This window comes from Paenibacillus sp. GM2FR, from assembly GCF_002803325.1.
GTDB classification, from domain to species: Bacteria; Bacillota; Bacilli; order Paenibacillales; family Paenibacillaceae; genus Paenibacillus_AQ; species Paenibacillus_AQ lautus.
Window position 1 is genome coordinate 3,001,371 of record NZ_MKZM01000008.1, and the last position, 14,215, is coordinate 3,015,585.

Below are 14,215 nucleotides of genomic sequence, written 5' to 3' on the forward strand. Positions count from 1 at the left end.
ATGTGCTTTTTTTGGTTTTTACGGATGATATGATGCCAGAACGACCTACGAAAGGAAGGGATAATGTGTTTGCTGTACTTAAAAATTTAGGCTGGTTTTTCAAGCAAGAGAAAAAGCGTTACTTGATCGGCCTTGCGCTTCTCATCTTTTGCGGACTGGTAGAGCTACTGCCGCCGCTTCTGCTCGGAAACGCGATTGACGATATCGTCAGCAGTTCTATAACGTGGGCCTCCCTCGTCCAATATCTGCTCATGATTCTCGGTATCGTTGCTGTCGTGTACTGTGCCACTTACATATGGATGCACCGTTTATTCGGAGGAGCGAACCTCGTGGAACGCCTGCTCCGTACCCGGTACATGAACCATTTGCTGCGGATGCTTCCGCCGTTTTTCGAACGTAACCGTACCGGAGATCTTATGGCAAAAGCCACGAATGATCTTCGCTCCGTGGCAGCAACTGCCGGCTTCGGGATGCTCGTCATGACCGACTCCACCATCTACTTGATAGTCGTTCTCTTCGCTATGGGCTTCATTGTCAGCTGGCAGCTGACGCTGGCGGCCATTCTGCCCATGCCGATCATCGCCATTGGCATGGTCATCTACGGAAGAGCCATTCACAAACGCTACACACTGGCACAGGATGCCTTCGGTGACATGAACGACCAGGTTCTGGAGTCCGTAGCCGGTGTGCGTGTCGTCCGCGCTTATGTACAAGAACGCGCCGATCAGCAGCGCTTCCAGGACATTACGGATGACGTATATCGTAAAAATCTGGCGGTAGCCAAAGTGGACGCCTTATTTGAACCAACCATCAATTTCTCCATCGGTCTCAGTTACGTCATCGGTTTAGCCTACGGTGTGTACCTGGTGTTCCAGAATCAAATCACACTCGGAGATCTCGTATCGTTCAACATGTACCTCGGGATGATGATTTGGCCGATGTTCGCCATCGGGGAATTGATTAACATTATGCAGCGCGGAAACGCTTCGCTGGATCGGGTCAACGAAACCTTAAAGACCCCGCCGGATGTTACCGACGCCGCAAATCCTGCAGACGTGAAGGTACCGGATACGATTCAATTTAAGGATGTCACTTTCCGTTACCCGACCTCTACGATTGATAATTTGAAAAATATTAACTTTACGCTGCAAAAAGGCCAGACGCTCGGCGTCGTAGGACGCACGGGCAGCGGCAAATCGACGCTGCTGAAGCAGCTTCTTCATGAGTACCCTACCGGGACCGGCGATATCCTCATTTCCGATATCCCCATGGAGATGCTGGCAACCGACCAGCTCCACAGCTGGATCGGATATGTGCCGCAGGAGCAGATCTTGTTCTCCAAGACGGTACGTCAGAACATCCAATTCGGCAAAAAGGATGCCAGCGACGAACGGATTATGGAAGCCATCACCACCGCCGCCTTTGACCGCGATTTGGTTACCCTGTCCGATGGCCTTGATACCCTTGTAGGCGAAAAAGGCGTTGCGCTGTCCGGCGGGCAAAAACAAAGGGTCTCACTGGCCCGAGCTTTTATCGGCGACCCTGAAATCTTAATATTGGACGATTCCTTGTCCGCTGTGGACGCCCGGACGGAAGCCAGAATCATCGATAATATCCGGAGCAAACGCGCCGGTAAAACGACCCTGATCTCCACGCATCGACTCTCGGCCGTTCAGCATGCCGATATGATCGTGGTGCTGGAGGACGGTCGAATCACGGAGCAAGGAACCCATGATGAACTGCTGGAGCTCGGCGGCTGGTACCGTGAGCAATTCGAACGCCAGCAGGTAGAAAACAATCTGACCTCGGAGGAGGTGTCTTAATTGACTCCAAGCGATACAACCATATCGAATGAATCCGGAATTGCCAAACGGCTGTTCCGCTATGCTTTAACGGCCAAGGGCACCTTCATTACCGCCTTGATTCTGCTGGCCATCGGCGTTGCCGCAGAGCTTGCTGGCCCCTTCATCGCAAAAACGATGATCGATGAGCATATTCTGGGCATCGAGCGGCCTTATTACGAGACGACGAACGCCCAGGGCGCCGCATCCTATAACGGGACTTATTATAAACGCGAGGATCGCTTTCAAGAAGGCGAGACGCGAGGACAGGAAGTACGCCTGGTTCAGGCTGGCCGCAGCTTCTATTTCATTGATGAGCCGGTAACCCGAACCGAAGGAAACCGTTCCTTCCAGGATGGTGTATTGACAATTTCCTATGCCTCGGAAGAACTGCAATATCCGGCCATCAAATTAACCAAAGAACAGCTGTTTGAATTTTATAAACCCGAGCTGCCCAGCATTTACAAGCTCGTCGGCCTGTTCCTGATCTGTCTGCTGATCTCCATGATTACGGTATTCGGCAGAACCTACTGGCTGCAATCGGCAGCCAATCGGGTCATTCAAAAGCTGCGTACCGATGTATATGCCCATATTCAGCGGCTGCCCGTCAACTTCTTTGATAATCTGCCGGCAGGCAAAGTCGTTTCCCGGGTAACCAATGATACCGAAGCGGTAAAGGATCTGTTTGTTGCGGTATTATCCAACTTCAGCTCCGGTGCCGTGTATATTACGGGTGTCTATGTTGCCTTGTTCCTTCTGGACGTCAGACTGGGCTTGATCAGTTTGTTTGTTATCCCGATGTTGATTGTATGGACCATCCTGTACCGCAAATTTGCAACCAAATACAATACGGTCATCCGCTCCCGGCTGAGCGAGATCAACGCCATCATTAATGAATCCATTCAGGGTATGGCCATCATCCGTGTATTCCGCCGCCAAAAAGCGACCCAAGAAGAGTTCGAAGCGCTGAATGCGGACTATATGGCTCATCAGAACAAAATGCTCAATCTGAACTCCTTCACCACGCACAACCTGGTGAATGTGCTGCGTAACGTTTCCTTTGTGGTTGTTCTCTGGTATTTCGGTTCTGCATCATTGAACGGTGCCGGCATCGTCTCGATCGGCGTCCTCTACGCCTTCGTTGATCTGCTTGGCCGCATGTTCCAGCCGATAACGGGCATGGTTAACCAGCTGGCCGCGCTCGATACCTCCATCGTCTCCGCCAAACGGGTATTTGAGCTGATGGATGAAACAGGCGAGAAAGTAACGGACGGCAGCATGCCGCGATATTTAGGGAATGTGGAGTTCCAAAACGTATCCTTCGCGTACAAGAAGGACTATGTGCTTAAAGACATTTCATTTGAAGCGAGGCAGGGCCAAACCGTGGCGCTTGTGGGTCATACCGGCTCCGGCAAAAGCTCCATCATCAATCTGCTGTTCCGCTTCTATGATCCGCAGAAAGGCACGATTACCATTGATGGGCAGCCCGTTACCGATATTCCAAAGCAATGGCTCCGCAAGCATATGGGCATCGTGCTGCAAGACCCCTACCTGTTCACTGGCACGATTGCTTCGAATGTTAGCCTGGGTGATCCGGGCATTACACGGGACCAGGTGGAGCAGGCGCTGCGCGACGTAGGGGCCGACCGGCTGCTCGCTCATCTTCCTCAAGGCTTTGATGAGCCAGTGCTAGAGAAAGGCAGCACACTGTCCGCCGGGCAGCGCCAGTTAATCTCCTTTGCCCGGGCTCTTGCGTTCAATCCGGCCATACTGATTCTCGATGAAGCCACCGCTAACATCGATACGGAGACGGAAGCCTTAATTCAGGAAGCCCTTGAGGTGCTAAAGCGAGGACGCACGACCTTTATCATCGCCCACCGCTTATCCACGATCCGCAGCGCCGATCAGATTCTGGTCCTTCACCGCGGAGAAATTGTGGAACAAGGTTCCCATGACGAGTTGATGGCCCTGGGCGGAAGATATTTTAAAATGTACCAACTTCAGCAAGGAAGCTCGGCTTCGGTTCCAGAGACGAAGGAAACGGTGCTTACCGCTTCCAACAGCAAGCTGGCCGGGGGCCACGTGTAGACCAAGTTAGGTGAAACTAACGTAGTAGTATTAGAAAAACGTCTATCGACGTGCACAGAAGACAGACCTCTGCTTGAGGTAGTTTTCCTACGATATCAGGAAGGTCCCTGCTTCGAAGTTTATTCTTTCTGCATCTAAAAAAGGCTGTCCCCTATCGAATGTAACATTCGCTTGGGAACAGCCTTCTTTTTTACATTGTATTCTGGCGGTACATGACAAGCATCACTTTGCCGAATCAAGGGCAATTTCAGCTTTGACCGTGAATTTGGTGTACTTGGAAGGCACGAGCACGTCATCCGAAGATTTGGAGATGACTTGCGGGTACATTTTGTCCGGATCGGGTTGAAGAACTTTGTAGTAGATCACGGCTTCGGTATCGCTAACATAGTCGACCGACGTAATTTTAATGCCGTACCCCGGATTCGGTAGGTCTTCCTTAGTTACCGTGACCTTGTTCTGCGCATCATCCACCTTAACGACGCTTGTACTCACAGACGGGTCAGATTGTCCCGGCTCCTCGGGTATCATGTTCTTCTGATGCTCCTCAATGAATCGGATGGAATTGTACGCAAGCTCTGCCGCTTCAATTCGCGTTAAACTCTTCGTTGGGTGGAACTTGGCGTTAGCGTCGAGCTTAGCAATCTTCGTTAACAGCAGGAACTGCACCGCTCCTCTGCTCTCCTCTTTCATCAGATCCTCGTCGGCCACATGCAGATACATCATGACCACGGGATAATTTCCGGTCTTCTGAATCGCTTCCGAGAGCAATGTCGCAAACCCTTCACGGGTTATCGGCTCGTTCCATTTCATGTCTGCCGATACGGACAATCCGTTCTGAGCCGCTATATTCACAGCATCAGCGAACCAGGCATCCTTCGGCACACTGTCAAACGAACGGCCCGTAAAATTTGGTTGTACCTTCAGATCGGCAACATTCACAATCATCTGCACCGCTTGGGCAGTCGTTATTGTTTTGGCCGGAGCGAATTTGTCGGCACTAACTCCTTGAATAATTCCTTTCGATTGCAGCTCCTTCACCATTTGCAATGGCTTCTCCTCTTGAATATCGCTGAATGCAGAGGCGGCGCCGGCACCGAGCAATGACGAAGTGACAAGCATTGCAGTTAACAATTTCGTAGTTTTTTTCATAATTACACCTCCTAATCTTTCTGACGCAGAGGTGCTGGAATATGTTTCATCTCAGCCCTAATTTATTTTACACGCTTTTTTCGCTGTCCAGGCCAAGCTTTACATACATTTCACGGGAATAACCCTGCAGCTTCTGCTCCAGCGCCTGAGCCTGGTCCTTAAATGCGGTCAGCTCCCGAATCATTCGGGAACGGCCAGCCGGGCTGAACGTCTCATGAATCCGCTCTTTGAAATAATCATGAACGATATAGTTACGCTGCTTCCAGACCTCTTTTAACTGAACCGTTTCTTCTTCGGAGAATGGAAAGTAATGCTGGATCTCGTGTACCAGTTGGCCCAGAGAGCTGCTTAATTTCCGCTGATATAATTGGGTGAAATCTTCTTCTGAAGGCACATTCCCTTGGGAAAGCTTAATCAGCATCAACAGATTCGCGAGCTGCTGCTCCAGCGCTTGTGAATAATACACCGCTAATCCGAAATAGGCAAACAGCTCTTTGGAGTGGTCACTGTCCATCAGTCGAGATTGTTTCATGGTATCCTCCTCTAGTATTGGCTGTCTTTACCGTTTCTATTTGTGTATATCCCTATGGTAAAGGAAGATTACTCCTACTTCAACCTACTTTTCGGATCATGCTTGCCGCATCCTTACGGCAGGCGTTCCATAGATAAACAGCCAGCAAAATGAAGCTGTATATGAACGTATATGCAATCGTCATGAATAATACGGACCGGGAACGCTCGTCAGCATGAATGAGCATATCAATCATAACAGAGACAGGCGGCAGCACATAAGGAACCATTCTCAAATAGACAATATCATCCTGAACGATGGACTGCCCGGCTAATGAAATAACGATAACGATTAACAGCAAACCTGCCGCTCTTCCCTGATTCTCCATAAAGCCAAGCTGAAAAAATACGGAAAGTGAAATGCCGAGCAAGGACAATGCAGCATGGCCCAGAAAACCCAGAGCAAACTGAGATAATGTCATCGGCTTATCAAACATTCCAAATACGATCGGATAAAAGACAGCCAATAAACTGAATAGAATCGATAGAAGACTTACGGTTAAATATTGGGCGGCATAATATCGTATGGCCTTCCCGCTATGAACGATGAGGAGCATCGTTTGACGCCCTTGATCATGATTGAGAAAGTTCAAACCAAGCCAAGCTGAGCCGACAAACAGAAATGCAGCCGTTACGGCATAACTGTCCATGATCGGGTTGGGCCGGTAGGAGTAGATAAACACCACCGATATCAATATAAAAGCAATCGGCGCAAAATATCGATAGGATCTCGTGTAGCTGGCAAGCATGTAATGAATCAATGATCCCATTATGCTCCCTCCCCTTGCATTGATTGACCGGGGGTTGAGTGCACTTGCTCTGCCCTCTCTCCGCTCCAGGGCTCCAGCCGTGTCAGCGAACCGCCTGACTGTAAAATATCCAGCAGCATTTCATCCGCGACCTGCCGTGAGACTACCATCGATGCAGGATTACCTCTCGATATCCAATAGTGAAATCCTGAACGGCGTTCCAGTTCCAGCATTTTGTCCTGGGTAACACGCGTGAATTCCAACTTCATCCGTCCCGTCTCCGAACCGGTTTCCAGCATTCCGTCCCGTTCGATCCGCCCCCGGCGGAGTTGCGTTACCCGGTCGGCCAGCGAAGCAATAAGCAGCGGCTCGTGTACGGACATTACGATCGCTGTCCCTTGTCTTTTGATTTCACTTAGTATGCCAATCATCTCCATTTGGGAAGGCTCGTCCAATCCCGATAGTGGCTCATCCAGAACCAATAGATCGGGCTGACGAAGCAGGGCCTGCATGATATTGACTTTTTGCAGCATACCCTTGGAACATAATGTCATCTTCATGTCCTGCAGCTGAAACACATTCAGCATCGCATCAATTCGCTTCCCCGCTTCTTGCTTGTTCATGCCCTGAATGTTGGCCATATGACGCAAATATTCGGAAGGATGAAACCGAAGCGCAGGAAAGCGCTCCGGAACATACCCGACGCGGAGCGAGGATTCGTACTCGACCCGGGATCCTTCCGATGGGATAGCAAGCCCGGCTATTATGTGCAGCAGGGTGCTCTTTCCCGCACCATTGCTTCCCGTAATAGCGACGCATTCGGCTGGGGAAATGCTCCAATTGATGTTATGTAAGACGGCGAATTTGCCGAAACGCTTGTTTATTCCGTTCAATTCCAATAGCTCCTGCAAACATTTCAACTCCTGTTCACGTATTCTGGTGCTGTATGTATTGTAGATCTATTTTACCTGTAAACACAACATCGCAAGCTCGGTAGACAAAGGACTCATCCTGACATGACAGTAACACGACATATATGTACTTCAAGACGGCTCTATCTTCCGAAACTTGACATAAATCCAGAAGATTAGCGTTAGGTTGCCATGTTCAAAATGGCATTCGAAGCACCGATCAGGAAAGACGATAAAACATAGCGAAGACGGCCCAGAAGGCCGCCTTTTTGTTTATTCGCTCTTAAGTTTAACTTGCTAGAACTCAGCTTGCCTAGAACGAGGGTCTCCGGCTGCCCCCATCCGTTTTTCTTGCCATTACCGCAGCCGACCAGTGCAGCAGACATCCAAAGCGTAGAGATTAACAGCATCATGCCAAACCTGATCCTCTTCATCATCACATTGCCCCCTGTATTTGGTAGTAGTAAACATTTTAGACTCCTGCAATTATTAAACGATATTCAATAATTAATGAGTGATAATGAAATTATCAGCGCTTACACAATTAAAGGTCTATACTTTTTTGATATTTTACACAAGATTCTTGAACTAGATTCAATATTAATCCGGGTGAGGGTCTCTTTATCCCCTCTACTCACTCATTTCATTCAGGTATTTTTCAAGCACGATCGTTCCGGCCCCAATGATACCGGCATGCTCTCCCAACTCGGATGGCTGAAGCACGATTTTATTATGGAAGCTGGACAGGCTTCTGTTATAGGATGTTTCTTTTACATATTCGAAGAAATCCGGATACCGGTTAGCGAGAACCCCGCCAATGATGATGGTCTCCGGCGTCAGCAGATTAATGACATTAGCCAGCGAAATGCCAACATAGCGTGCCGATTCGTTCAGCATATTGGCAGCTAATTGATCTCCATCCAGACCGGCCGTAATCACATCGGTGACGTCCAAACCGCGTTCATTGCCATCATACGAGGATTTAAGAGAACTGGCAGCTCCGCGCCGCAGCTCCTCTCCGACTCTGCGGACAATAGCAATACCCGATGCAATCGCTTCAAGGCAGCCGTAATTGCCGCAATTGCAGCGCGGACCGTCAATATCGATCGTACAGTGCCCGATCTCACCCGCTCCAAAAGGGTAACCCTGATATATTTTTTGATTGAAGATCAGTCCGCTCCCGATCCCGGTATCGGCATCCACATACACCAAATTGTTGAAATGCCTGCCGTTACCGTACCATAACTCACCGAGTGCCATAACGTTAGCGTCCTTCTCGATTTGGGTTGAAAGCTCCGTATTCTCCTCGATCAGTCCCTTTAATCGTACCTGATGCAGCCCGGGAAGGTTGGGCGGTGTCAATATCCTGCCTTGTTCCGGATCGAGCGGTCCCGGAGCTCCCACGCCAATACCAATGATTTGGGACTTCAGGCCCGACTCGCCCAATACGGCTTGGATCGTGGAGATAATCATATTCACAACGCTTCCGCGATTGGTATTATCTTCGAAGGAGCAGCGTTTCTCCGTCATCGCTTTTCCCTGCAAATTAATGACGGCCGCCCTTACGGAGGATGCGCTGATATGTACTCCGACCGTGTAAATATCGCCGGGATTCAAGGAGATGAGTTTGGGCTTCCTGCCGCGGCTGGAATCGTCATAAAATCCGGCTTCAATAATCAATCGATCCTTCATCAGCTCTTCCACCAGATTATTAACGGCAGTAAACGTTAAATTCATCTTGGCCGCGATTTCCGCTTTCGTTAAACTGCCGTAGTCACGAAGCAGCCCGATAATGCCGATACGATTCAGGTTCCGGACATGCCGATTGTTCTTACCAACTGAATTGTTCATGTTAAAACCTCATTCTTTTACCAATAATTGTACTTGCTTTCTCACACATCTATCATAGGGGAAAATTCAGAGTTAGTAAAATCCATTCCCTCAGGCTCCAACTAAAAAGCCTGATTTCCTCTTCGGAAATCAGGCTTTGTTATATCAACCGATGGTGACTTGTTGACTTACATGTGATTTAGCATTTCGCGGCATGCTTCGGCACATTTCCGGCACGCCTCGGCACATTGTTTGCAATGCTCGTGATCATGCTTTCCGCACTCTTCGGCGCAAGCAAGACACGCCTTCATGCACAGCTCGCAAATTTCCTTAACGTATGGGCTTTTTCGTGACATGGCTTGAGCCGCAAACGCGCATATATCGGCACACTCTCTGTCGAGTGATATACAATCGCGAAGCTTGGCCAGTTCGTATTCTTTCAGACAGGACACATAGCATACATTGCAAGCGTTCATACATTGGAGACATGCTTCGATGCATTCTTTATATTTGAGTTCATTTAACATTGGATAGATCCTCCTTGTAGTTATTACGCTATGCCTTTGTATTAAACGCTCGACTGCCCTCTGAATCAAACATTGGCCAGAAAGACCCAAGGTACAATTGCCCAATATGATCAAGAGATTGTTGACTTATGCCCGACTTGCCTTCCCCTCCAGCATTTCAAGCTGCTCCCGCAGCAGTGATTTCTGAAAATGCTCCCCGATAAACACCACCACATCCGGTACTTGGCCCTGGGGCGTTATTTTCATAAAATCGGATTCGCGGAACGCGTACTGGAACAAAAAACGGCTGTTGGTATCGCTAAAGGTGAGAATCCCTTTGGCCCGGTATACATCCCTTGGCAGCCCGGCTATCAATCGTTCAAACTCCACGCTGTTTACCGGATGGCTGAAATAGTATGTGTACGACATGACATGATCATGAGAACCATGATCATGTGCATGGTCGTGGCTGTGGAGATGCTCATGGCTGTGGGTATGTTCATGGCTGTGGTCATGCTCATCCCTGTGGGTATGTTCATGGTGGTTGGCATGTTCGTGCTTATCTGCATGCTCTCGGGCTTCCCTGCCCTCTCGATCATGCGCGTGCGAATGCTCATCCTGGCCATGTGGACCGCTCTGCAGCAGTTCTTCAAGATTCAAGTCGCAGCGCACCGCGGGCATAATCGGAGCATACGGATTCCAGCGCTCGACCAGCTGCTGAATCGTCTCTTTGTCTTGATCGTTCACCTGGTCCATCTTATTGAGGACGAGCGCCGAGGCTGCACGAATCTGCTCTTGCATCAAACGATAGGTCTTCCCCTTCTGCTCTATGTTCAAATGCAGCAGATGCGCGGCATCCACGACGGTGATTAGTTTTTTCACGTCAATCCTCATGTATAAAGCAGCTTCCGCGGCCGCGTCCAGAATTTCCATCGGATTGGCGATCCCCGTCGCTTCAATGACGATGACATCCGGCTGTTCCCGCTGGATGAGCATTGCGATTTCAGATGATAAATCGGATCGAATGGTACAACAGATACAGCCGCTCAGCATTTCTGCCGTCGGTACCTCTTCATCGGCGACAAGCCCTTCAATGTTAACCTCGCCGATCTCGTTCATGACAATGGCCGGCCGCAAACCCTGCTGCTTGAAAGAGGCAATGAGGCGGCTAAGCAATGTCGTTTTTCCACTGCCGAGAAAACCTGATAAAATATAAATGGGTGTTACGTGCTCCACGTTCCATACTCCTTTGCGCGCATCGTTTATTATGCTAGCGAGTGTACTACATTTCATCCATCTACTGCAAGCGTCCCGCCATTAACTTAACAGGAGTTGTCATCGCCATGAATTCAGCGCAAGAACATAAACAGCAATCCCCCGCTTCCGTGAACTGTATGGTGATTACGGTCTCGGACACGCGGACCAAGGACACGGACAAGAGTGGTAAACTTATGATCGGCTTGCTCGAAGAAGCCGGGCATGCCGTTGTGGCCTACAGCATTGTACAGGACGACTATGAAACGATCCGTGAAACGATCTATTCCGCGGTTAGCCATCCGGAGATTGATGTCGTCCTCTTAACAGGCGGTACAGGCATATCCAGCCGGGATACCACCTATGAAGCGGTATCTTCACTGCTCGATAAGGAACTCCCCGGATTCGGCGAAATCTTCCGCTTCCTCAGCTTTACTGAGGATATTGGGTCTGCGGCTATTTTAAGCCGCGCGATCGGTGGCACGTTAAGCAACACCGCAGTCTTCTCGATGCCGGGTTCTACTGGAGCTGTGAAGCTTGCGATGAACCGTATTCTGCTGCCTGAGCTGCGGCACATCAAATATGAGCTGGATAAACACAGATCATAACAAAAGCCGGGCACCATGCGAAAGGCCGGATGCATACGTGCATCCGGCCTTTTCTCCACTCTAACTGCTGGCGCGTCGTTGATGTTTGGCGAGCAGGGAGGGCGCTATTTTTTTGACCTGGTCATAATAGTTATCCGTTTTGTCGCCCGTCGACGTATATACGATGGACGTTTCCTGGTCGCTCACGATCAGGTTATGCCCGCCGGCCGCATTGGCATCCCCTTCTGCAACGCCGTATATCTCCTTGATCCCTTTTTCCCTGGCCGCTTGATCCTGATAGACATACACGGTAATAAACTGGCTTGCATCATAATTGATCCGGTATTGATACGTGATATTGCCGACGTTGTCCTCCGCATAGGTTTCGTTGGTCAACGGCATGCCCACCTGGTTGAACGAGGCTTGGAGATCCTCAAGGAATTTTCCGTTCAAGCCCCGCCCCGATATGCGGGCCTCCCTGGAACCTTCCTCGTAAGCCCTCATGTTATATAGGCGCATCTCGTCCCTGGCCACCTGCCGGGAACAACCGACCGATATGACAAGAATGGAACAAAGCAATAAAGCGGTAACGATTCTGCGGTAATTCATGTTCACTCACCCTTCCTTAGGTGTCAAAGGTTGCCTTCCCTTAGGATGCCTGCGGGTGAGGAACATTATGCGAATTTCAAGCCAATTATTATAGAGCGATGACGCTTCTTCCAACCGCCCCGCCCTGCAGGATGGTGTTCAGCACTTCAGGCAGATCGGTTAGTCTGTATTCCGTAATTCCTTCTTGAAGCACGGATGCCGGCTTCCATTCACCGGCCAGCTTCGACCATACCGAGCGGCGGTAGGCCATAGGGCAGTATACCGAATCGATTCCGAGGAGATTGATGCCTCTAAGGATAAACGGAAACACCGTCGCATCAAAAGCACCGCCGCCTGTCATACCGGAAACAGCGACACTTCCTCCATATTTTACGCTTTTCAGAAGTGAACCCAGTTGGTTGCCTCCGACCGGATCTACCACTGCTGCCCATCGCTCGGCAGAGATGGCGCCCTTGGAGGCTGCCGCAGCTTCTGCCCTTGATATCACTTCATGGGCTCCCAGCTGTAAGAGCCAGTCCCTCTGACTGGATTTCCCTGTGGATGCCGTCACGCGATAGCCTAACTGACTGAGGATGGACACTGCGAAGCTGCCCACTCCCCCCGTCGCGCCCGTAACCAGGACGGGACCCTGCTCCTGCTGCAGGCCATTCCGTAACAAGGCCTCTATCGATAATGCAGCCGTAAAACCTGCGGTTCCGATGGCCATCGCATCACGCGGGGACAAACCCTGCGGCAGCGGGACAAGCCATTCTCCTTTAACCCGTGCGTACTGGCTGAACCCGCCTTCGTGAGATACCCCTAATTCATAACCGGTACAGAGGACGGAATCGCCTTCCTTGTAATTTGCATGAGTGGAATGCACAACTGTTCCTGCCAGATCAATGCCCGGAATGAACGGGTACCGGCGAACAATTTTTCCTTCCGGTATGCTGGCCAGCCCGTCTTTATAGTTAACCCCGCTGTATAACACCCGGACAATAACGTCACCTTCGGGCAGTTGCTTCAAACTCAGGTTCTCCACGCTGCCGCGAACCCCTTGCTCATCTTGACGCAGCACGTAGGCCTGAAATTCGGTTTCGTTGTACATATGTATCACTCCTTAGGTTAGTGGTGGTATTACTGGTCTATCCATCAGGATCTGCACCATGAATGTCGAAGCGTCATCCATACACTCGGAATATGGCGACTTGTGCGCATTCCCGAGAAATGATCCAGCATCGTCCTTTATAATCAGAATTATGTTATTATGGAAAAAGAATACTTTCATAAAAAAATGATCAGCAGGAGTTGAAATCCACGTTATGACTCATTTTGATGATGGATCTAAACGTAGATCCTACCGCTTCTCGTACTTACTCACTTTGGTGACGTTAATTCTGTTATCGGTCGTTTATAAACCGATCAGCCAGTTTTTTGAAGCCCTTGGTATTCCTATACAATCAGGAGGCATTACCGGCTCGTTTCTCGTGTTCTTCCTGAGCTTGGGGCTCATTCTAACACTGTATCGGCTAATCTTCAGAGTATTCCCCATCATTACCCGGCCTGGTCTCAAAGTATACGTATTAATCAGTCTACTCTTCCTATTGTTTACCGGGTTCTACGAATACAGGAGCACACACCGCACAGTTGAAGCGGCCGTGTTCAATGGGAAGCATGCTTTTCTTGAGGCATCTTTCAGGGTTGATCATGCTGAAATCATACAACCAGAATCATCGCCGAACAAGGCGTATGCTCTCTTGGTTACACCTGGAACAGGATTGCATTTATCAACCTATACCAAGGGATGGTTCGGATGGAACACTTCATTTGCAACAATAGTGTACCCTCCTGCTGAAGATTCCTCTTCTCCCTCCGTATTCTCGAAGACAGACAAGTATTCATCACTCGTCCTTGGCATATATAGAAGCCTGGAACCCTTTCAGGTCCAAGTAAATGGTCAGCCGGTCCATACCATACATTATCAGCAACTCAAGCCATATGTCAGTGAAGATTTGTACATTTGGTACTACGAATACCCGCCGGGCATGCTCGAGAACATGGATAAGGTTCATCTCACTGCCCATGACGTCAATGGAATTATGGTGGATCGACTTGACTTATAGCAGGATACAAAAAGACGCT

14 protein-coding genes are annotated in these 14,215 nt (G+C 49.6%); 4 read left to right on the plus strand and 10 right to left on the minus strand.

What is annotated here, in order from left to right:
• Window positions 1–65 precede the first annotated feature (65 nt).
• Together PAEVO_RS13375 and PAEVO_RS13380 are read left to right on the plus strand one after the other, a co-directional pair.
• Window positions 66–1,823, plus strand: a complete 1,758-nt coding sequence (locus PAEVO_RS13375; protein WP_100539448.1) for an ABC transporter ATP-binding protein — start codon at window positions 66–68, stop codon at window positions 1,821–1,823.
• Window positions 1,824–3,929: an ABC transporter ATP-binding protein gene (locus tag PAEVO_RS13380; protein WP_100537991.1), complete on the plus strand. Its 2,106-nt coding sequence runs from the start codon at window positions 1,824–1,826 to the stop codon at window positions 3,927–3,929.
• Between the two features lie 222 nt (window positions 3,930–4,151).
• Here PAEVO_RS13380 and PAEVO_RS13385 read toward each other — a convergent pair whose 3' ends face one another.
• The 8 genes from PAEVO_RS13385 to PAEVO_RS13420 form a co-directional block, all read right to left on the minus strand.
• Window positions 4,152–5,078 (minus strand): S-layer homology domain-containing protein, encoded by a 927-nt coding sequence (locus PAEVO_RS13385; RefSeq protein ID WP_100537992.1) that lies wholly within the window; start codon window positions 5,076–5,078, stop codon window positions 4,152–4,154.
• A gap of 67 nt (window positions 5,079–5,145) precedes the next feature.
• Window positions 5,146–5,610 carry a hypothetical protein gene (locus tag PAEVO_RS13390; protein ID WP_100537993.1) on the minus strand — a complete coding sequence of 155 codons (465 nt, stop codon included), beginning with the start codon at window positions 5,608–5,610 and terminating at the stop codon, window positions 5,146–5,148.
• Window positions 5,611–5,689: 79 nt separating this feature from the next.
• Entirely contained in the window at window positions 5,690–6,418 is a 729-nt protein-coding gene (locus tag PAEVO_RS13395) for a hypothetical protein (RefSeq protein ID WP_243390762.1), read from the minus strand.
• Window positions 6,418–7,308: an ABC transporter ATP-binding protein gene (locus PAEVO_RS13400; protein WP_100537995.1), complete on the minus strand. Its 891-nt coding sequence runs from the start codon at window positions 7,306–7,308 to the stop codon at window positions 6,418–6,420. Before PAEVO_RS13400 ends, PAEVO_RS13395 begins: the two co-directional genes overlap by 1 nt.
• A gap of 182 nt (window positions 7,309–7,490) precedes the next feature.
• The gene (locus PAEVO_RS13405) at window positions 7,491–7,742 is read right to left on the minus strand and encodes a hypothetical protein (protein WP_165789661.1); all 252 of its coding nucleotides are present in this window, start codon (window positions 7,740–7,742) and stop codon (window positions 7,491–7,493) included.
• Window positions 7,743–7,938: 196 nt separating this feature from the next.
• The gene (locus tag PAEVO_RS13410; RefSeq protein ID WP_100537997.1) at window positions 7,939–9,159 is read right to left on the minus strand and encodes an ROK family protein; all 1,221 of its coding nucleotides are present in this window, start codon (window positions 9,157–9,159) and stop codon (window positions 7,939–7,941) included.
• A 167-nt stretch (window positions 9,160–9,326) separates the two neighbouring features.
• Window positions 9,327–9,665 carry a four-helix bundle copper-binding protein gene (locus tag PAEVO_RS13415; protein ID WP_100537998.1) on the minus strand — a complete coding sequence of 113 codons (339 nt, stop codon included), beginning with the start codon at window positions 9,663–9,665 and terminating at the stop codon, window positions 9,327–9,329.
• Window positions 9,666–9,791: 126 nt separating this feature from the next.
• On the minus strand, window positions 9,792–10,880 hold the full coding sequence (locus tag PAEVO_RS13420) for a CobW family GTP-binding protein (RefSeq protein ID WP_100537999.1): 1,089 nt from the start codon (window positions 10,878–10,880) through the stop codon (window positions 9,792–9,794).
• Window positions 10,881–10,987: 107 nt separating this feature from the next.
• Here PAEVO_RS13420 and PAEVO_RS13425 point away from each other — a divergent pair, with 107 nt between their 5' ends.
• Window positions 10,988–11,506 carry a MogA/MoaB family molybdenum cofactor biosynthesis protein gene (locus tag PAEVO_RS13425; RefSeq protein WP_100538000.1) on the plus strand — a complete coding sequence of 173 codons (519 nt, stop codon included), beginning with the start codon at window positions 10,988–10,990 and terminating at the stop codon, window positions 11,504–11,506.
• A 60-nt stretch (window positions 11,507–11,566) separates the two neighbouring features.
• Here the strand turns inward: PAEVO_RS13425 and PAEVO_RS13430 are convergent, their stop codons facing one another.
• Both PAEVO_RS13430 and PAEVO_RS13435 read right to left on the minus strand, forming a co-directional pair.
• Window positions 11,567–12,094 (minus strand): hypothetical protein, encoded by a 528-nt coding sequence (locus PAEVO_RS13430; RefSeq protein ID WP_100538001.1) that lies wholly within the window; start codon window positions 12,092–12,094, stop codon window positions 11,567–11,569.
• 88 nt (window positions 12,095–12,182) lie between these two features.
• The gene (locus tag PAEVO_RS13435; protein WP_100538002.1) at window positions 12,183–13,181 is read right to left on the minus strand and encodes an NADPH:quinone oxidoreductase family protein; all 999 of its coding nucleotides are present in this window, start codon (window positions 13,179–13,181) and stop codon (window positions 12,183–12,185) included.
• Window positions 13,182–13,395: 214 nt separating this feature from the next.
• Between PAEVO_RS13435 and PAEVO_RS13440 the strand changes: the two genes are divergently transcribed.
• Window positions 13,396–14,196, plus strand: a complete 801-nt coding sequence (locus PAEVO_RS13440; RefSeq protein ID WP_100538003.1) for a hypothetical protein — start codon at window positions 13,396–13,398, stop codon at window positions 14,194–14,196.
• Window positions 14,197–14,215 lie beyond the last annotated feature (19 nt).